We start from the raw sequence: 19,259 nt of genomic DNA on the forward strand, positions 1-19,259 counted from the left end.
AATTTGGGGCTCTGAATGCGGTAATGACGACGATGAGCCTGTCTTCATGCGTTTTGCTTAGGACGAAACCTGAGTCAGAATGCAGGAAGACAGGCTCCATAAACTAACTGATTAGAGAAGATAAGGAATAACCATGTCAGATCGTTTAAATAATGACGTGGATCCGATCGAAACCCGCGACTGGCTGCAGGCGATCGAATCGGTCATCCGTGAAGAGGGTGTTGAACGCGCCCAGTTCCTGATTGATCAGGTTCTGAGTGAAGCACGTAAAGGCGGTGTCAGCGTTGCTGCTGGTACAGCTGCACGTCAATACATCAACACCATCGCAGTGGAAGACGAGCCGGAATACCCTGGTAATCTGGATCTGGAACGTCGTATTCGCTCAGCAATCCGCTGGAACGCGATCATGACAGTGCTGCGTGCTTCTAAAAAGGATCTGGATCTGGGCGGCCACATGGCTTCTTTCCAGTCTTCCGCCACTTTCTATGAAGTGTGCTTTAACCACTTCTTCCGTGCTCGCACTGCGCAGGACGGCGGCGACCTGGTCTACTTCCAGGGCCACATTTCTCCGGGCGTTTACGCTCGTGCCTTCCTTGAAGGCCGCCTGACCGAAGATCAGATGAACAATTTCCGTCAGGAAGTTCACGGTAACGGTCTGTCTTCTTATCCGCACCCTAAATTGATGCCAGATTTCTGGCAGTTCCCGACCGTCTCTATGGGTCTGGGCCCTATCGGTGCTATCTACCAGGCTAAATTCCTGAAGTATCTGGAAAACCGTGGTCTGAAAGATACCTCTAAGCAAACCGTTTATGCCTTCCTGGGCGACGGTGAAATGGACGAACCAGAATCCAAAGGTGCGATCACTATCGCGACCCGTGAAAAACTGGACAACCTGGTGTTCGTCATCAACTGTAACCTGCAGCGTCTGGATGGTCCGGTTACTGGTAATGGTAAGATCATCAACGAGTTGGAAGGTATCTTCAGCGGCGCTGGCTGGGATGTGATCAAAGTCATGTGGGGCGACCGTTGGGACGAACTGCTGCGTAAAGACACCAGCGGTAAACTGATCCAACTGATGGAAGAAACCGTTGACGGTGATTACCAGACCTTCAAATCCAAAAACGGTGCCTATGTGCGTGAGCACTTCTTCGGTAAATACCCGGAGACGGCAGAACTGGTTAAAGACTGGACCGACGATCAAATTTGGTCACTGAACCGTGGTGGTCACGATCCGAAGAAAGTCTACGCTGCACTGAAAAAAGCGCAGGACACCAAAGGCAAACCAACCGTTATTCTGGCACATACCATTAAAGGTTATGGTATGGGCGACGCGGCTGAAGGTAAGAACATCGCTCACCAGGTTAAGAAAGTTAACATGGATGGCGTGCGTTACTTCCGCGACCGCTTCAACGTGCCAGTGTCTGATGCTGATATCGAAAAACTGCCGTACATCACTTTCGATAAAGGGTCTGAAGAGTACAAATACCTGCACGAGCGTCGTCAGGCGCTGGGTGGCTACCTGCCGTCTCGTCAGCCGAACTTTGATGAGAAGCTGGAACTGCCAACGCTGGAAGATTTCAGCACCCTGCTGGAAGAGCAGAACAAAGAAATCTCTACCACTATCGCGTTTGTACGTGCCCTGAACGTGATGCTGAAGAACCAATCTATCAAAGATCGTCTGGTTCCGATCATCGCTGACGAAGCGCGTACCTTTGGTATGGAAGGTCTGTTCCGCCAGATCGGTATTTATAGCCCGAAAGGCCAGCAGTACACTCCGCAGGACCGTGAGCAAGTTGCTTACTACAAAGAAGACCAGAAAGGTCAGATTCTGCAGGAAGGTATCAACGAGCTGGGCGCAGGTTCTTCCTGGCTGGCGGCGGCAACGTCTTACAGCACCAACAACCTGCCGATGATCCCGTTCTACATCTACTACTCCATGTTCGGTTTCCAACGTATCGGCGACCTGTGCTGGGCAGCGGGTGACCAACAGGCTCGTGGCTTCCTGATCGGTGGTACTTCCGGTCGTACGACGCTGAACGGCGAAGGTCTGCAGCACGAAGATGGTCACAGCCACATTCAGTCTCTGACTATCCCGAACTGTATTTCCTACGATCCGGCATTTGCTTACGAAGTTGCGGTCATCATGCATGACGGTCTGCATCGCATGTACGGTGAAGCGCAGGAAAACATTTACTACTACATCACCACGCTGAACGAAAACTACCACATGCCTGCGATGCCGCAGGGTGCGGAAGAAGGTATCCGTAAGGGTATCTACAAGCTGGAAACGGTTGAAGGTAGCAAAGGTAAAGTGCAGCTGCTGGGTTCAGGTTCTATCCTGCGTCACGTACGTGAAGCGGCTCAGATTCTGGCGACAGACTACGGCATCGGTTCTGACGTATTCAGCGTGACGTCCTTCACTGAACTGGCACGTGAAGGCCAGGATTGTGAGCGTTGGAACATGCTGCATCCAACCGAAACGCCACGCGTACCTTACGTGGCTCAGGTACTGAGCGATGCGCCAGCGGTGGCATCTACTGACTACATGAAGCTGTTTGCTGAGCAAATCCGTAACTTCATCCCAGCTAGCGATTACCGCGTACTGGGTACTGACGGTTTCGGTCGTTCTGACAGCCGTGAGAACCTGCGTCACCACTTCGAAGTGGATGCGTCTTACGTCGTGGTTGCGGCTCTGGGTGAACTGGCTAAACGCGGTGAAATCGATAAGAAAGTGGTTGCTGATGCCATCACTAAATTCAACATCGATGCAGATAAAGTTAACCCGCGTCTGGCATAAGAGGTAAAGATTACATGGCTATCGAAATCAACGTACCGGATATCGGTGCAGATGAAGTTGAAGTCACCGAAGTGCTGGTGAAGGTTGGCGATAAAGTTGAAGCTGAACAATCGCTGATCACGGTTGAAGGTGATAAGGCTTCTATGGAAGTCCCTTCTCCGCAGGCTGGTGTCGTGAAAGAGATTAAAGTCTCTGTCGGTGACAAAGTTGAAACTGGCAAACTGATCATGATTTTCGATTCCGCCGACGGTGCAGCTGACGCTGCACCTGCCAAGGCAGAAGAGAAGAAAGAAACGGCTCCGGCTGCTGCTCCAGCTGCATCGGCAGTGAAAGACGTCAACGTACCGGATATCGGCGGTGACGAAGTCGAAGTGACTGAAGTACTGGTTAAAGTAGGCGACACCGTTGCTGCTGAACAGTCTCTGATTACCGTAGAAGGCGACAAAGCGTCTATGGAAGTCCCGGCACCTTTCGCAGGTACGGTTAAAGAGATCAAAATCAGCACCGGCGATAAAGTCTCTACCGGTTCTCTGATCATGGTATTCGAAGTGGCGGGTGCTGCACCTGCTGCCGCTCCGGCACAAGCCGCTGCTCCTGCAGCAGCTGCGCCAGCGGCCTCTGCCGCTAAAGAAGTTAACGTACCGGATATCGGCGGTGACGAAGTCGAAGTGACTGAAGTGATGGTTAAAGTTGGCGATAAAATCGCTGCTGAGCAATCACTGATCACCGTTGAAGGCGATAAGGCTTCAATGGAAGTCCCTGCGCCGTTCGCGGGTACGGTTAAAGAAATCAAAATCAGCACCGGCGACAAAGTGAAAACCGGTTCACTGATCATGGTCTTCGAAGTGGAGGGCGCTGCACCTGCGGCGGCTCCAGCTGCTAAGCAAGAAGCGGCAACTGCACCAGCTCCAGCGGCAAAACCTGCTGCTGCACCGGCTGCGAAAGCAGAAGGCAAGAGCGAGTTCGCTGAGAATGATGCTTACGTTCACGCAACGCCGGTTATCCGTCGTCTGGCACGTGAATTCGGCGTGAATCTGGCGAAAGTGAAGGGGTCTGGTCGTAAAGGCCGTATCCTGCGCGAAGACGTTCAGGCTTACGTGAAAGATGCAGTGAAACGCGCTGAGTCTGCGCCAGCTGCTGCCGCTGGCGGCGGTCTGCCGGGCATGCTGCCATGGCCGAAAGTCGACTTCAGCAAGTTTGGTGAAGTGGAAGAAGTGGAACTGGGCCGTATCCAGAAAATCTCTGGTGCTAACCTGAGCCGTAACTGGGTGATGATCCCGCACGTTACGCACTTCGACAAAACTGACATCACCGATCTGGAAGCGTTCCGTAAACAGCAGAACGCCGAAGCTGAGAAGCGCAAACTGGATGTGAAATTCACCCCAGTTGTCTTCATCATGAAAGCTGTTGCCGCTGCGCTTGAGCAGATGCCACGCTTCAACAGTTCTCTGTCTGAAGATGCGCAACGTCTGACGCTGAAGAAATACATCAACATCGGTGTTGCGGTTGATACCCCGAACGGTCTCGTGGTTCCGGTCTTTAAAGACGTGAACAAGAAGAGCATCACTGAGCTGTCTCGCGAACTGATGGCGATCTCCAAGAAAGCCCGTGACGGTAAGCTGACTGCTGGCGAAATGCAGGGCGGATGCTTCACGATCTCCAGCCTGGGCGGCATCGGGACTACGCACTTTGCGCCGATCGTCAACGCGCCGGAAGTCGCTATTCTTGGTGTGTCTAAGTCCGCGATGGAACCGGTCTGGAATGGTAAAGAGTTCACTCCGCGTCTGATGATGCCGATGTCTCTGTCCTTCGACCACCGTGTCATTGACGGTGCTGATGGTGCTCGCTTCATTACCATCATTAACAACATGTTGTCTGACATCCGCCGTCTGGTGATGTAATCGAAAAGCCGGCCTGACGGCCGGCTTTTTTCTGATAAGCTGTAATTTGTTACAGCTGTCAGTGATCAAGGACAAATCGTTAGTCGCTTGTTGTTTCAAAATTGTTAACGATTTTGTAAACTACTGCGGCAAAGACACGTCCCGGTGGAAGAGGGCGTTAAGACTCAATAACAATGACGTCACAGACCCGCCGGAAATCAATTAAGAGGTCATGATGAGTACTGAAATTAAAGCTCAGGTAGTGGTACTTGGTGCCGGCCCCGCGGGTTACTCTGCTGCATTCCGCGCGGCGGATTTGGGTCTGGAAACCGTACTGGTAGAGCGCTACTCCACGCTGGGTGGGGTGTGTCTGAATGTGGGTTGTATCCCTTCCAAAGCCCTGCTGCACGTTGCTAAAGTTATTGAAGAAGCCAAAGCACTGGCAGAACACGGTATCGTGTTCGGTGAACCTAAAACCGACATTGATAAAATCCGTCTGTGGAAAGAAAAAGTCATCACCCAACTGACCGGTGGTCTGGCTGGCATGGCGAAAGGCCGTAAAGTTAAAGTGGTTAACGGTCTGGGCAAATTCACAGGTGCCAACACGCTGGAAGTTGACGGCGAAAACGGCAAAACGACGATCAACTTCGATAACGCGATTATCGCGGCGGGTTCACGTCCAATCCAACTGCCTTTCATTCCTCATGATGACCCGCGCGTATGGGATTCTACCGATGCACTGGAGCTGAAAAGCGTCCCAGGACGTCTGCTGGTTATGGGCGGCGGTATCATCGGTCTGGAAATGGGTACCGTTTACCATGCTCTGGGCTCACAAATCGACGTTGTTGAAATGTTCGATCAGGTTATCCCGGCTGCTGACAAAGATGTCGTTAAGGTCTTCACCAAGCGTATCAGCAAGCAGTTCAACCTGATGCTGGAAACCAAAGTGACGGCAGTAGAAGCCAAAGAAGACGGCATCTATGTGACGATGGAAGGCAAAAAAGCGCCAGCCGAGCCACAGCGTTACGATGCGGTTCTGGTTGCTATCGGTCGTGTACCGAACGGCAAAAACCTGGATGCTGGCAAAGCGGGCGTGGAAGTTGACGATCGCGGCTTCATCCACGTTGATAAGCAAATGCGCACCAACGTGCCACACATCTACGCTATCGGCGACATCGTCGGTCAGCCGATGCTGGCGCACAAAGGCGTGCATGAAGGCCACGTTGCTGCCGAAGTGATCTCCGGCAAGAAACACTACTTCGATCCGAAAGTGATTCCTTCTATCGCCTATACCGAACCGGAAGTGGCCTGGGTAGGTCTGACTGAGAAAGAAGCGAAAGAGAAAGGCATCAGCTACGAAACCGCGACCTTCCCATGGGCAGCGTCTGGCCGTGCTATCGCGTCTGACTGTGCTGACGGTATGACCAAACTGATTTTCGACAAAGAAACTCACCGTGTTATCGGTGGTGCGATTGTCGGTACTAACGGTGGTGAACTGTTAGGTGAAATCGGTCTGGCGATCGAGATGGGCTGTGATGCAGAAGATATCGCACTGACCATCCATGCGCACCCAACGCTGCATGAGTCCGTTGGTCTGGCGGCTGAAATCTTTGAAGGCAGCATCACCGACCTGCCGAACCCGAAAGCGAAGAAGAAGTAAGTTCGCTCAGGTTCGAATAGCGTGAATTCAATCCGGCACCTTTTAGAGGTGCCGGATTTTTTTTACGCATCAGAGGCGGGAAATACTCGCGCGCAGAGGAAATCGACGAGTGCCCGTACTTTTGGTGATGGGTGTTTGCTGGCAGGCCACAACACATAGAAGACGCCGCTGCGCTCCACATAGTCGGTCAGGATCGGCTGTAGATGGCCGCTGGCCAGCGGTTCACGGATGGAGAAGTCTGGCAGGTAGGCGATCCCCAACCCTTGCAGTGCGAAACAGAGGCGCGTTTCGATGTTGTTGCAGACCATCGAGGTGGGTAATGGCAACTCTGGTTCGCCGGGGGGAAGTCGTAGCGCCCACGGCTCCAGTTTTCCGCTGTTGGGAAAGCGGTAGTGCAGACAGGCGTGCTGCATCAGATCGACAGGTATCTGAGGGGTGCCACGCCGGGTAAGGTAGTCTGGCGCAGCGACTAGCAGAGAACGGAAGGCTCCCAGCCTCCGTGCGGTAAGGCGTGAGTCAACGGGATCTCCTGTCCGTACCACAGCATCGAAACCTTCCTCAATGACGTCCACCATTCTGTCGGTGAAGTCTAAATCTAGTTCGATCTCGGGGTATTCACGCATGAATTCGCCGAGTACGGGCAACACCAGTGAACTGACCAACGGCAAACTTACCCGCAGGCGTCCGCGCGGTACGGCGCTGGTCTGCGACAGCTCCAGTTCTGCTGCTTCGATTTCAGCCAGAATTCGTCGGCTACGCGCCAGAAATAGTGAACCTTCGGCGGTCAATGTGATGCTGCGCGTACTGCGGTGAAATAGCCTCACGCCCAGTTTTTCTTCAAGCCGAGCGATGCTTTTGCCTACCGCAGACGCTGACACGCCCAGTAGCCGGCCAGCGGCAATGAAACTACGCGTTTCGGCCACCTGCACAAATACCGCTAAGCCATTCAGGCTATCCATATTTCCTCTCTATTGCGGACGGTTTGTTCCGTATATCAAGGAACAGTAGCCTACTTTTTCTTTAATTGCTGATTTTCTATCGTAACGGGAACGCCCATTGATAAAAGGAACACCCCTTGATAACTCCCGTATTTTCTCTGGATACCGGTGCCTCAACCGCCCCTCTCTCTGCCCGAATTCAGGCCGTCGTTCAACAGGCGCTGGACGATGGGCGTTTGGTCGGTGCTGTCGTGCTGGTCGCGCGCAACGGAGAATTGATTCATCAGCAGGCTGCAGGATGGGCTGACCGGGAGAGCGCCCGTCCTATGGCGCTGGACGCCATCTTCCGGCTGGCTTCTGTCAGCAAGCCCATCGTGTCAGTCGCGGCACTGGTTCTGGTGGCGCAAGGTCGGCTCAATCTGGATGAGGATATTACTCGCTGGATGCCGACGTTCCAGCTCCGGCTTGCCGACGGCAGCCCTGCTCGCGTTATCGCGCGGCAGTTGCTCAGTCACACTGCGGGTTTGGGCTACCGCTTTTTCGAAACCCATGCGGACGGCCCCTACGCACAGGCGGGTGTCTCAGATGGTATGGATGCCTCTGGCATCAGCCTAGCGGAGAACCTGCGTCGTATCGCCAGCGTTCCCCTGCAATACGTGCCGGGAGAGGGTTGGGGCTATTCGCTGGCAACAGATGTATTGGGTGCCTTGATCGAACGCATTTACGGTACGTCATTGGGCGAGGCGGTTCGCCAACTGGTGACCGACCCGCTGGGCATGCACGATACCGGCTTCGTTGTGCGTGATCCATCACGCCTGACAATCGCTTACGTGAACGACACCCCGCAGCCGCATCGCCTGACCGAAGGTGAAATAGTTTCTCCCTTCGAGGGAGCCATCGGTATCGCGTACAGTCCCGCTCGCATCTGTGATCCTCAGGCCTTTCCATCAGGCGGTGCTGGCATGGCAAGCACGGCCGGGGATCTGTTGCGCCTGCTGGAAGCTCTGCGTAAAGGTGGCAGTGTCCCGCTGCCTGACGCGTTGATCGAGGAGATGGAACGCGATCAAACACAGGGGCTGGAACTGCCCAATGCACAGGGCTGTGGTTTTGGCCTCGGTTTCTCCGTCCTGCGCGATCCGCTGCTAGCCGGGTCGCCTGAATCGTCTGGCACCTGGCGCTGGGGAGGTGCCTACGGTCATTCATGGTTTGTCGATCGAACACAAGGTTTGAGCGTAGTGGCTTTCACCAACACGATGTACGAAGGGATGTCGGGGAATTTTGTCACCGAACTGCGCGATGCCGTGTATGGCGAGTTGGAGGCAGCACGATGACGGCCTCAATGACGGATACACATCATGACAGATTGCCCATTGCCTCATTATTGGCGTTAGCCACGGCAGCTTTCATCACTATCCTGACCGAAGCGCTGCCTGCGGGTTTGCTACCGCAGATGGCGCAAGGTCTGGCGGTGTCCGAAGCCTGGGTCGGGCAAACCGTCACTATCTATGCCGTAGGCTCTCTGGCGGCTGCGATCCCGTTGACCGCCGCGACGCAAGGTGTGCGTCGCCGCCTGATGTTGCTGGTAGCTATTGCAGGCTTTGCTGTCGCCAATGCGATTACGGCATTTTCCGGTAGTTATGTGCTAACGATGGCGGCGCGTTTTCTAGCGGGTGTTGCCGCTGGGCTGCTGTGGGCGCTATTGGCGGGATATGCGGCCCGTATGGTGCCCGAACACCAGAAGGGACGAGCTATTGCGATAGCGATGGTCGGCACGCCATTAGCCTTGTCGCTCGGTGTGCCCGCGGGAACCTTTCTTGGCAACGTGATCGGCTGGCGGATGTGTTTTGGTGTGATGAGTGGTTTGGCAGTCGTGCTCATGTTGTGGGTACGTATTCAGGTACCGGATTTCGCTGGGCAATCTGCAAGCAGGAGGCTATCTCTGGGGCAGGTGTTCACCATGGCAGGCGTGCGACCCGTGCTGTGCGCAGTGCTGGCCTTTGTGCTGGCGCATAACATTCTCTACACCTACATTGCGTCGTTTCTCGCAGCGGTGGGCATGGTTGCACAGACCGGTTTGGTGTTACTGGTATTCGGCGTCGCATCACTGCTGGGCATCTGGATCGTCGGCGTGCTGATTGACCGCTATTTGCGAGCTCTTACGCTTGGCTGCTCGGCATTGTTCTGCCTGTCCGTACTGGCGCTTGGCGTGGCAGGTGATGTACCAGCTGTGGTCTATACGGCAGTGGCCGTCTGGGGGTTAGCCTTCGGCGGCGCGGCGACGCTATTCCAGACGGCTCTTGTCAGAACGGCTGAAGGGGGAACTGACGTGGCGCAGTCTATGTTGGTTACCGCCTGGAACATGGCTATTGCAGGGGGAGGTATCATCGGTGGTGTTCTGCTGGAGCGCCTCGGCGTTACCGCTTTCTCTCCGGCGCTGTTGGTACTGTTATTGATTGCGTTCGTTGTGGTGTGGTCTGCCAGACAACACGGCTTCCCCATGACGCGATGCTAGAGTGTCGGATTTTTTGTTCGTGAGCCTGCGATGAATCAACCTATTTCCCTGTTTCGTCTGGCTGCAATGTTTATGGGGAGCGCCGCAGCGTAAATTGGCTAAAATGTGCATGATGTTTGGTATGATAGTCCCCAACGACGAGCAACAGGCTATGCTTACAATGTCACCAGTACTCAACGATAGCGGGAGTTTTGATATGGCGATTCTTCCAATGTCATATAGTCCCGCCACTATGGCGCGGGAATATCGGAAAATTGGCGAAACGAGTGTGAACGGTCGCGCGGTGGATATTTATATCCATAACGAGCGGCATCATGCCGTTGCTATATATGGAGAACCCGATGACGTTAACGGAGATTTACGGCATGTTGTCGTCGCAAAGATTGACCTAAAATCTCGCCACAGCAATGATGAAACCGAGACTATTTTGGCGGTCATCGGTTATTACGAAAATCAGCAACTGGTAGATGACACTCTTGCTCAGGTTGAAGGTGTGATTGTCACTAAACGTGAACGAAACGCCAATGTCGCTAGCGCCATGTATAAGGCGCTCATTAATGACGGCATTGTGCTGGTGAGTGATAACGTTCAATTCCCTGGTGGGAAAGCCTTGTGGGCACGTATGGCGCGTAAAGAAGTGGGTATTCAGGTATTTGTATTCGACTCAGAACAGCGTGCGTTTTGGCCGTATGACGGAGAACGAATCCGATATGATGGTCGCAGTATTCCCGAAAGCGATATCTGGAGCCTTGCACCGAATGAATCGCGAAAAGGGGTTGTGCTGGTGGCTGAACGTAAACGAGGTGAATCCGTAGCCTGATGTCATTTTGCGCATACTGCTACGATGAATCATAATCCGGCACCGTAAAGGTGCTGGATTTTTTTTGCCTGCGGCTTCGCAGAATGCGCGTTCCGTCCGTTTATTTTTAGCAGCGTCAATTACAATCAAACCTCAAAAAGAAACGACGTTTTATTTTTGAGGTTATGATGAATCTTAATACCTTACGCTCCTCTGTCTGGCTACTGGCGGCTTTGCTGACTAGTCCTTCACTGATGGCGAACGATATGAACCCTACGATTCAACCCGCGACAGATCAGGCGGTGACGGATGAAGGACTGCCTTCATTTTATCCGCAGCTTAAACAGCAGATGACCTACACGGACTCCTGGCTATCTGGGCGTTTTACGGATTTTAGCGAGTGGCAAGCCCAGTCGAGAAAAACGCTGCGTTCGCTGCTCCTGACGCCGGATTCGACTAAAGACTTTTCGCCGCAGGCGATGGAAAAACAGGATCGCGGCAGCTATACAGCGGAGAAAGTCGCTTTCAACTTGACCGATGAAAGCCGCGTAGACGCGTTGCTCCTGACGCCAAAAAGTGCGGGGCCGCACCCTGCGGTGATCCTGCTGCACGATCACGGCGCGAAGTTTGATATCGGCAAAGAGAAGATGATTAAGCCGTGGGGCAATGACGCACAGCTCGATTCCGCACAGGCGTGGGCAGATAAGTTTTTCACCGGCCGCTTTGTCGGGGATGAGCTGGCGAAGCGGGGCTATGTGGTGCTGGCTGTCGATGCGCTAGGTTGGGGATCGCGCGGGCCGATCAAGTATGAGCAGCAGCAGGCGCTGGCGAGCAATTTCTTTAATCTGGGGCGCTCACTCGCGGGTCTGATGGCCTACGAAGACATGCGGGCGACGGACTTTCTGGCATCGCTTGAGCAGGTTGATAAACAACGCATCGGCGTCGTGGGTTTTTCAATGGGTGCCTATCGTGCCTGGCAGCTCGCGGCACTGTCCGACAAGGTAGCAGCAACGGCAGCGGTGTCCTGGATTGGCACGTATGACGGTCTGATGACGCCGGGCAACAATGTGCTGAGAGGGCAGTCATCATTCTATATGCTGCATCCGGGGCAACCGACGCGCTTTGATTTCCCCGATGTGGCGAGCGTAGCTGCACCAAAACCGATGTTGTTATTTAACGGCGGCCAGGACAAACTGTTCCCGACGCAATCCGTTGAGGATGCTTATGCCAAAATGCACAAGGTGTGGCAATCCCAACGGGCAGACAGCAAGCTGCAAACCAAAATCTGGCCTGAGCTGGGGCACGTGTTCTATCAGGAACAGCAGGAAGAGGTGTTTCGCTTTCTGGACCAATGGCTAAAACCCTAGCCGTCAGCGCCTGCATTATATACTCTAAATAATTCGAGTTTCATGAAGGCGGCAAGGGAAGGAATCCCGATGAGCTTACTCAGGTAAGTGATTCGGGTGAGTGACCGTAGCCAACACACATGCAACTTGAAGTATGACGAGTGCAATAAGTTTTTTGATAACATCAGCTTACTGATGCATGACTCGCCTCTGCGTGCCGCGGCACTCAGAGGCTTTTTAATTTTACAGGGATGAAGTGATGAAGAAATACCTGGGTATTATCATGATGGCCTTATGGCTGTCGGGCTGTAACGGAGAAGAAACCCTGAGCGAGGGGAAATATCTGGTTGAAGATATCAGCGTAGTGTTTGATAACAGTAAAAATCCTGAAGCCAATAAAAACAGAGATAACCTTCAGGAACATATCGCAAAAAACCTCAAGAGCATTAAAAATGACCTCTATTTTAATCTGACGCCGACGCAGGTGAGTTACTACAGCGAGGATGGCGAATATACCGAGGAGATGAAAGACAACCGTATACGGGTCAACGGTATGTGGCACACGCTAAACATCACCGGGAAAAACACGGTTACGTTCGTATCGGATAAAAGCGCTGCCTGTGCGTTTTATTATTGTGAAATCACCATGGTCTTGAAAAAGACGGAAGAACAGTCACCCGGTTTACTCAAAATCCAGCAGCGTTTTGAAGAACATAAAAAAGCCTATCAGGCGCGGCTTCTTGAAGAGAAGGCGGTATTTAATCGCGCGCCGATGGATGATTTCCCCGGTATCCCTTTTTATCCTGAAGACGACTTTACGATTAAGCTGCCGTTTGCCATGTTCGACAAGCTGAGTTTATGGGAACACGGGAGTTATGTGCGCAGAATGGGACGTCTGCTTATCGATCGGGAAAATAAAGACACGCAGATCTATTCCTATCGGGATAAGCAGCATAACACCGACTTTGACCTGTTTACCGTTAGCGCGGCAAAAGAGGATTTTAATCTGGCATCGTGGCTGGAGGGGCAAAAAGGCGTGTTATTCCAATCGGAAAACGGTGCGGCATATGATAATCAACAGGGCAAATTGGAAGCCGTCTATTTTCAATATGATGAGGCTAAGCAGCGCTACTTTATCGGGTTAGCGAATGCTGGGGACACCGTCGCGTTAGCCAATGCGTTTGCGGTACTGCGTACGATGGATGAACGTTACCGCGGCGAGCAGGCATTGTCGATGTTCGATTTGGCATTATCTCAGCCGGAATTGGAAGCGAAGTATGGCGTAAAGATCGCTGATGAATTTGCTATCGCGGAAATGCATCAGGCTATCTGGAAAGCACTCGGACAGCGTATGGAAAAGCCTGAGCGCTTTATTAAACGGAGCATGTCAAAAACGCGCATTGAAATACGATTCCCGTCGGAAGTGTTTAAGTACGATGTTTATTTTAAGGTAGCTACTCAGTCGATTCCTGAACTCATGGCTGAAACCAAAGAGATCGTCCCCGAAGGTAAAGAAGTTGATAACCTTTTTATTTATGGCGACAGCGCGTTTGTCGGCTATGAATACGATGTGAATGTGGGAAGTGGACTCACATTACAATTTTTAGTCCCGAAAGATGCAGGCACGCCGCTGGAACGCCTGATGTTCCTGCATGTATTACGTCAGCTTGATGTGACGCGATTCCCGGCTATTTCCGCGCAAGAGAAAAAGAACCTGTTTACGTATGGCGAAGCGACATCTTTTAAAAACAACCTTGATAATCGCTACTTCAAGGTAGAAGAAGGTCTTATCGACAGCACGGGCAAGCTGATCGTCAAGAATCCTGATGATGGCTATTTCAATTTTGACTATCGCGCTCCCCATATACTGGCGACCCACTATAAATCGGAGGGGGAAGGGAATTACTCCAGAGTGCCGGGCGTGACGGTATTTGATGAAAAAGGGAAATGGCTTTCCCATCAGGCGGATTAAGCCGATCTGGCGGCGAGATGATTACCAGTAATCGTGCTGTCGATAATGAGGGTTATCGACAGCAACTCACATCCCAGCATCCCGCTAAAACCAGAATCTTGTTAAAACAGTACCTTGTTAAAACAACAGCCCAAGCAAATAGCGTAGATCGCCTTCCTGCCGTAATGCGCAGCGGTCAGCGATTCGGTTGCTGTCGAGATGCGCCAGCGAACCGATCGTTTGCCGCAGCTTGGCGCGGAGATCGGTAGGGCGTGCCGAGGTTTCCTGACGTGTGGTGCGCTGGATTAGCGTGCTGCCGTTACGTAAGTACAGCGTCACCTCATGAAAGCGCGCCTCTGGGTCAAGCTCATCGGGTGGCGCGGTTTCATCGGCGCGGCGTATGACGCGGTTCGCCAGCGCGGCGATCGTGGTTTCAACCGGGGCCTCTGAAAAATGAGCCAGCTTTAGCTCCCCTTCAATCAGTGCCGCCGCAATCACATATTCCAGGCTGAACCGGGCTTCTACACCGTTTGTCGCGTTACGGATAAAGGGAGCAACATCGCCGCCCGGCGGGAAAGTCACCGTGATCTGTTCGATGGCATCAGCCAGATCGGCATCCGCACCATTCTGCTGATGCCACTGTTCCCGCAGGGCAAACGCGGCTTCGGCAGCGCTGTGGGTGCCGCCACAGGTTGGGTAGCGCTTGAACTCCAGACCGGGAGTCAACATACGCCACGGCGCGCCCCAGTTTTCAACCAGCAGCTCCGGCTGCTGTTTTTGATCGCCGTGTGCTGCAAGAAAGTCGTCAATCACCTGCTGTTCGTTGCCCTCAAAGCCCGCTAAGCCCAGCTTGACGGCGGTTAGCCCCGCTCTGGCGGAAAGCCCAGCATGTAGCGGTTTGACCGCTGAACCAAACTGCGCCCGCAGCCCTGCGGCCTGCGTGGCCGCCATACCAAGAATGGTTTGCGTCTGTTCTACCGAAGCACCAGCCAGACGTGCAGCAGCGGCAGCGGCGGCGATAGCGCCGAGCGTCGCCGTGTTGTGGTAGCCGAGGCTGTAATGACGCGGGCCGCATGCCAGCCCGATTCTGCCTGCGGCTTCCACACCGATCACATACGCCGTCAAAAATGCCTCTTCCGTGACGGAGGAATCTTCTGCAGCCAGGGCAAACAGGGCAGGCAGAATGACGGTACTGGGGTGGCCGCGAAACGCAGGATGGTAATCGTCAAAATCCAATACGTGACCGGCATAACCCAGAATCAGGCTACGCGTCAGGCTGTCCGTACCGCTGAAGACCTGCTTTAACGGCGCAAGCCCGCTATCGGCAATCGCACCTTGTACGATGGGAAGTGCGGTGGAAACGAAGTCAGTCACCCCGTTACGGGCGGCATCAATCGCTTCCTGATTAGGTTCGCTATGGATGATATGGTGGGCAAGCGTTGCGGTGATATCAGTCTGATTGGTCATGGATAGTCATGTGCTGGCAGAAAAACACTAATTTACTGCGCATCGCTGAAGAGCGATTAATAACCAAACGGAATAATAAATTCCATTTGGTTATTAGTGATTGAGAATCAGAAGCGGTCTTTTAGCTGCCCCGGCGTGATACCGAACGCACGACGCAGAGCGGTGGCAAAGTTGGCGGGGCTGTTGTAACCGGCGATGCTGGCGGCTTGGGCAATACCGATCCCGTCTTTCTGCAAGGCCAGCATAGCGCGCTGCAAACGGCAGTTACGCAGGTATTCAAACACGCTCATATTGAACGTCTGACGAAAATGGCGCTGTAGCGTGCTTTCACTCATGTTGACGCTTTTAGCGATTTCACTCATCGAAAGATGGTCGGCGCTGCCGCTTTCCAGCATATCTCTGACCTGTTGAATGCGATGGTAGCTGCGCAGGGTAACACCGCTACTTTTCTCCTGCGCGACGCTGGCGGTCAATGAGGTAAACGCCTCGATAATCAGGCTCATACACTGCATTTCCAGATACAGGCGCTGGAGCGGCGTTTGACAAGGTTCGGCATCCAGCGTCTGTAAAGCAATCGCCAGCGCCTGCCGGGACGGTGTCCACAGGTGTGTCGCCAGATGGGTCTGCGTGAAATCGTGGATAGCCTGCCAGTCGCCAACGGTGTCCATCATATTGCCGTACAGCCATTCCCTGTCGAACGTCAGCGTAATCGTTCGCTCATATTCATCGCGCTTGCCGATGCGGGTAAACATCGTCGGCTCCGTCAGCGCAATCAGCGAGGCGGGCTGCTTCTCTCCCAGATGCAGTTCCTGATGACCAAATGAGATGTGCGCATTGCCGCTCACTACGATGGCCAGCTTGATGGCACCATCCAGCAGGTTTTGGGTTTTCATGTTGTGGCGATTAATCACATCCGCGGTATGCAGGATCAGATGGGGATTGAGCTGTACGACAGTGAACGACCCGAATAGCACCGGCGTGTTATCGATCAGCCGGGGGCCGATAAAACGGTAATTATTCGCGACCAGACTCGATTGCTGAACGATGTGATCTTTATAGATCGGCTTTGATGACTGAGTGAAGCTGCGCACGTGATTACCTACCTGATTAAACCCTTCGACCTGCGCCTTCCATTTTGATGCTTTGGCAAAACATTTTGCTGCTAGAGCAAACCCCGTCCTGAATGACAAATGTAACAATGACCGCGCCAAAATGGTAATGCAAATACTTCTCAATAGCATTTTTCGTTGAGGACATCACACTGCACGATAAATGCATTTTCCATTTCCGGCAATGCGGAGAAAAGGGCTGATTGATTACACACAGCATTTCATAACAACACGACGTGATGCCGTTGGCATGACGCTTCTCCCCGATAACCGCCACGTTTGCGCGTTTTATCTCCGCCGTTATTCAGCGTTTTTGCTGATTGTCGTTAGGTGTCGCTGTACCGGCTGCGATGTTGATCCTTTTTCAGGCTACTTATTCATTTCTTACAGGGCAGGATAATTTTGATGAAACTACCACAATCGCGTCGTTATCTGGCGACGCTCATTGGCGTTAGCTGCGGGATGACGTCGTTTCTGAGCGCTGCGCAGACCTCGCCTTCAACAGAACCTGCCCCTCAGGTGCAGAATCAGGCCGAAAGTAAAGCATCGGGCGATACGATGGTGGTGACGGCTGCTGAGCAAACCCGTCAGGCTCCGGGCGTGTCGGTGATTACGGCTGAAGATATCAGCAAGCGTCCGCCCGCTAACGATCTCTCCGATCTGATTCGCACCATGCCGGGCGTCAACCTGTCCGGTAACTCAACCAGCGGCCAGCGCGGTAACAACCGCCAGATCGATATCCGCGGCATGGGACCGGAAAATACACTGATTCTGGTGGATGGCAAGCCCGTGTCGAGCCGTACAGCCGTGCGTTACGGCTGGCGCGGCGAGCGTGATACTCGCGGTGACACCAACTGGGTTCCTGCCGATATGGTCGAGCGTATTGAAGTGCTGCGCGGTCCAGCCGCGGCGCGCTATGGTAACGGCGCAGCAGGCGGGGTGGTTAACATCATCACCAAACAGCCGACGCAAGAATGGCACGGCACCTGGAATACCTTCCTGAACGCGCCAGAGCATAGTTCAGAAGGCGCAACCAAGCGTACCGATTTCAGCCTGATGGGCGGCCTGACTGACAGTCTGAGCTTCCGTCTGTTTGGTAATCTGAACAAAACCCAAGCTGATGCGCGTGATATTAACCAAGGGCATCAGTCCGCACGTGCGGGTAATCAGTCAGCTTCACTACCTTCCGGGCGCGAAGGGGTGCGTAATAAAGATATCAACGGCCTGTTGCGCTGGGATATGACCAAGCAGCAGTCGCTGGAATTCGAAGCGGGTTCCAGCCGTCAGGGCAATATCTATGCGGGCGATTCGCAAAATACCAACACCAACCCGCTTGTCGTGAGTAATTATGGCAAGGAAACGAACCGCATGTACCGCCAGAACTTTGCGGTCACGCATCGCGGCTACTGGGACAGCGGCGTCAGTTCTACGTCGTATCTACAATACGAACGTACGCACAATACCCGTATCCTTGAAGGGCTGTCTGGCGGTTTAGAAGGGATTTTTGATACCAATAGTCCGAACCAATATGGCACGATAAAACTGGATAATTTCACTGCGCACAATGAAGTGAATCTTCCGCTGAATCTCTGGGTCGATCAGGTACTCACGTTCGGGGTTGAGTGGAACGAGCAGAAGATGACGGATCCGGTGTCGAACACGCAGACGACAACCGAAGCGGGCAGTGTGGGTTCGCTGAGCAGCAGCGGTCGTAGTGAGAAATCCGCGGCTCGTCTGGCTTCTGCCTTTGTGGAAGATAACGTCCAATTGACGGACAGCACCGTGTTGACGCCGGCGTTACGTGTCGATCATCACAGCACGGCAGGCACCAACTGGAGCCCGTCGCTCAACCTGTCGCAGGAACTGGATGATGACTATACGCTGAAGTTAGGTATTGCTCGTGCTTACAAAGCGCCGAACCTGTACCAAACTAACGAGAATTATCTCCTCTATAGCCGTGGACAGGGCTGTGCTGGCGGCACGTCTTGCTACCTGATCGGCAATGAAGACCTGAAGGCGGAAACCAGCCTGAATAAAGAGATTGGTTTGGAGTTTCATCGCGATGGGTTGATCGCGGGTATTACCTACTTCCATAACGATTACCGTAACAAAATTGAAGCAGGCAATAATGTCATCGGTAAAGCGGTGGGCGGAACCAATTCCCAATATGCTAATGCCAACATCTTCCAGTGGGGCAATGTACCGAAAGCCGTTATTCAGGGACTGGAAGGTAACCTGACCGTTCCTGTTACGGAAAGCATCAACTGGCGTAACAACCTGACCTGGATGCTGGAATCGAAAAATAAAACCACGGGCGATTATCTGTCGATTACGCCGGAGTTTACCCTGAACTCATCAGTGGACTGGCAGGCAACGGAGAACCTTTCCTTCCTGGCCGATGTGACCTGGTATGGTCGTCAGAAGCCGAAGAAATATAACTACAAAGGTGAGCGCGTAACGGGTAGCGCAACCAATGAGTTAAGCCCTTATGCGCTGTTCGGGTTAAGCAGTACCTATAAGTTTAACAAGAACCTGAGCGTGACCGGTGGTGTCGATAACCTGTTTGATAAACGCCTGTTCCGCGCGGGTAATGCGCAGGATGTGGTGAACAATAACGTGGTTACCATTGCGGGTGCCGGTGCGGCAACCTATAACGAACCGGGACGGACTTTCTTTGTCAGCGTGAATACGTCGTTCTAAGTTTTATATCCGTCATACTGAATCGCGAACGCCACGGTGCCATTGTGCCGTGGCGTTTTTTTTATTGCGTGCCATCCTTGGCCTTCACCCTGCGGGCCGT

Annotated in this window: 12 protein-coding genes; 9 read left to right on the forward strand and 3 right to left on the reverse strand. The window is 53.2% G+C overall.

The features are described 5' to 3' along the window. Nucleotides 1-133: 133 nt before the first annotated feature. The 3 genes from aceE to lpdA all read left to right on the forward strand — a co-directional run bounded on the left by aceE (nt 134) and on the right by lpdA (nt 6,337). Nucleotides 134-2,797, forward strand: coding sequence for a pyruvate dehydrogenase (acetyl-transferring), homodimeric type (gene aceE, locus MYB54_RS03275; protein WP_205593858.1), 2,664 nt, complete (start codon nt 134-136; stop codon nt 2,795-2,797). Between the two features lie 14 nt (nt 2,798-2,811). Further along, nucleotides 2,812-4,698 (forward strand): pyruvate dehydrogenase complex dihydrolipoyllysine-residue acetyltransferase, encoded by a 1,887-nt coding sequence (gene aceF / locus MYB54_RS03280; protein ID WP_014916630.1) that lies wholly within the window; start codon nt 2,812-2,814, stop codon nt 4,696-4,698. A gap of 214 nt (nt 4,699-4,912) precedes the next feature. Continuing rightward, nucleotides 4,913-6,337, forward strand: a complete 1,425-nt coding sequence (lpdA, locus tag MYB54_RS03285) for a dihydrolipoyl dehydrogenase (RefSeq protein ID WP_014916629.1) — start codon at nt 4,913-4,915, stop codon at nt 6,335-6,337. Nucleotides 6,338-6,399: 62 nt separating this feature from the next. Here lpdA and MYB54_RS03290 read toward each other — a convergent pair whose 3' ends face one another. Beyond that, entirely contained in the window at nt 6,400-7,296 is an 897-nt protein-coding gene (locus MYB54_RS03290; RefSeq protein WP_205594663.1) for a LysR family transcriptional regulator, read from the reverse strand. Nucleotides 7,297-7,412: 116 nt separating this feature from the next. Between MYB54_RS03290 and MYB54_RS03295 the strand changes: the two genes are divergently transcribed. The 5 genes from MYB54_RS03295 to MYB54_RS03315 all read left to right on the forward strand — a co-directional run bounded on the left by MYB54_RS03295 (nt 7,413) and on the right by MYB54_RS03315 (nt 13,904). Beyond that, nucleotides 7,413-8,606, forward strand: coding sequence for a serine hydrolase domain-containing protein (locus MYB54_RS03295; RefSeq protein WP_205594662.1), 1,194 nt, complete (start codon nt 7,413-7,415; stop codon nt 8,604-8,606). Next, nucleotides 8,603-9,787: an MFS transporter gene (locus MYB54_RS03300; RefSeq protein WP_205541129.1), complete on the forward strand. Its 1,185-nt coding sequence runs from the start codon at nt 8,603-8,605 to the stop codon at nt 9,785-9,787. Before MYB54_RS03295 ends, MYB54_RS03300 begins: the two co-directional genes overlap by 4 nt. Before the next feature lie 196 nt (nt 9,788-9,983). Further along, complete coding sequence (locus tag MYB54_RS03305) at nt 9,984-10,607, forward strand: hypothetical protein (RefSeq protein ID WP_039466062.1); 624 nt, start codon at nt 9,984-9,986, stop codon at nt 10,605-10,607. A 167-nt stretch (nt 10,608-10,774) separates the two neighbouring features. Continuing rightward, nucleotides 10,775-11,953 carry a dienelactone hydrolase family protein gene (locus tag MYB54_RS03310; protein WP_205559624.1) on the forward strand — a complete coding sequence of 393 codons (1,179 nt, stop codon included), beginning with the start codon at nt 10,775-10,777 and terminating at the stop codon, nt 11,951-11,953. A gap of 238 nt (nt 11,954-12,191) precedes the next feature. Next, nucleotides 12,192-13,904 (forward strand): hypothetical protein, encoded by a 1,713-nt coding sequence (locus MYB54_RS03315; protein WP_014916624.1) that lies wholly within the window; start codon nt 12,192-12,194, stop codon nt 13,902-13,904. Between the two features lie 117 nt (nt 13,905-14,021). Here the strand turns inward: MYB54_RS03315 and MYB54_RS03320 are convergent, their stop codons facing one another. Both MYB54_RS03320 and MYB54_RS03325 read right to left on the reverse strand, forming a co-directional pair. After that, nucleotides 14,022-15,350, reverse strand: a complete 1,329-nt coding sequence (locus MYB54_RS03320) for an MmgE/PrpD family protein (RefSeq protein ID WP_180789319.1) — start codon at nt 15,348-15,350, stop codon at nt 14,022-14,024. A 107-nt stretch (nt 15,351-15,457) separates the two neighbouring features. Beyond that, nucleotides 15,458-16,441, reverse strand: coding sequence for a helix-turn-helix transcriptional regulator (locus MYB54_RS03325; protein WP_014916622.1), 984 nt, complete (start codon nt 16,439-16,441; stop codon nt 15,458-15,460). Between the two features lie 423 nt (nt 16,442-16,864). Here MYB54_RS03325 and MYB54_RS03330 point away from each other — a divergent pair, with 423 nt between their 5' ends. Continuing rightward, the gene (locus tag MYB54_RS03330) at nt 16,865-19,159 is read left to right on the forward strand and encodes a TonB-dependent siderophore receptor (protein ID WP_248721493.1); all 2,295 of its coding nucleotides are present in this window, start codon (nt 16,865-16,867) and stop codon (nt 19,157-19,159) included. Nucleotides 19,160-19,259: the final 100 nt, after the last annotated feature.

The organism is Pectobacterium nicotianae (assembly GCF_023272715.1).
Classification (GTDB): domain Bacteria; phylum Pseudomonadota; class Gammaproteobacteria; order Enterobacterales; family Enterobacteriaceae; genus Pectobacterium; species Pectobacterium brasiliense.

Excerpts from the sequence above, each read along its gene's own strand:
- aceE (WP_205593858.1), top strand. The coding sequence starts at position 134 with ATGTCAGATCGTTTAAATAATGACGTGGATCCGATCGAAACCCGCGAC.
- aceF (WP_014916630.1), top strand. The coding sequence starts at position 2,812 with ATGGCTATCGAAATCAACGTACCGGATATCGGTGCAGATGAAGTTGAA.
- lpdA (WP_014916629.1), top strand. The coding sequence starts at position 4,913 with ATGAGTACTGAAATTAAAGCTCAGGTAGTGGTACTTGGTGCCGGCCCC.
- MYB54_RS03290 (WP_205594663.1), bottom strand. The coding sequence starts at position 7,296 with ATGGATAGCCTGAATGGCTTAGCGGTATTTGTGCAGGTGGCCGAAACG.
- MYB54_RS03300 (WP_205541129.1), top strand. The coding sequence starts at position 8,603 with ATGACGGCCTCAATGACGGATACACATCATGACAGATTGCCCATTGCC.
- MYB54_RS03305 (WP_039466062.1), top strand. The coding sequence starts at position 9,984 with ATGGCGATTCTTCCAATGTCATATAGTCCCGCCACTATGGCGCGGGAA.
- MYB54_RS03310 (WP_205559624.1), top strand. The coding sequence starts at position 10,775 with ATGAATCTTAATACCTTACGCTCCTCTGTCTGGCTACTGGCGGCTTTG.
- MYB54_RS03315 (WP_014916624.1), top strand. The coding sequence starts at position 12,192 with ATGAAGAAATACCTGGGTATTATCATGATGGCCTTATGGCTGTCGGGC.
- MYB54_RS03320 (WP_180789319.1), bottom strand. The coding sequence starts at position 15,350 with ATGACCAATCAGACTGATATCACCGCAACGCTTGCCCACCATATCATC.
- MYB54_RS03330 (WP_248721493.1), top strand. The coding sequence starts at position 16,865 with ATGAAACTACCACAATCGCGTCGTTATCTGGCGACGCTCATTGGCGTT.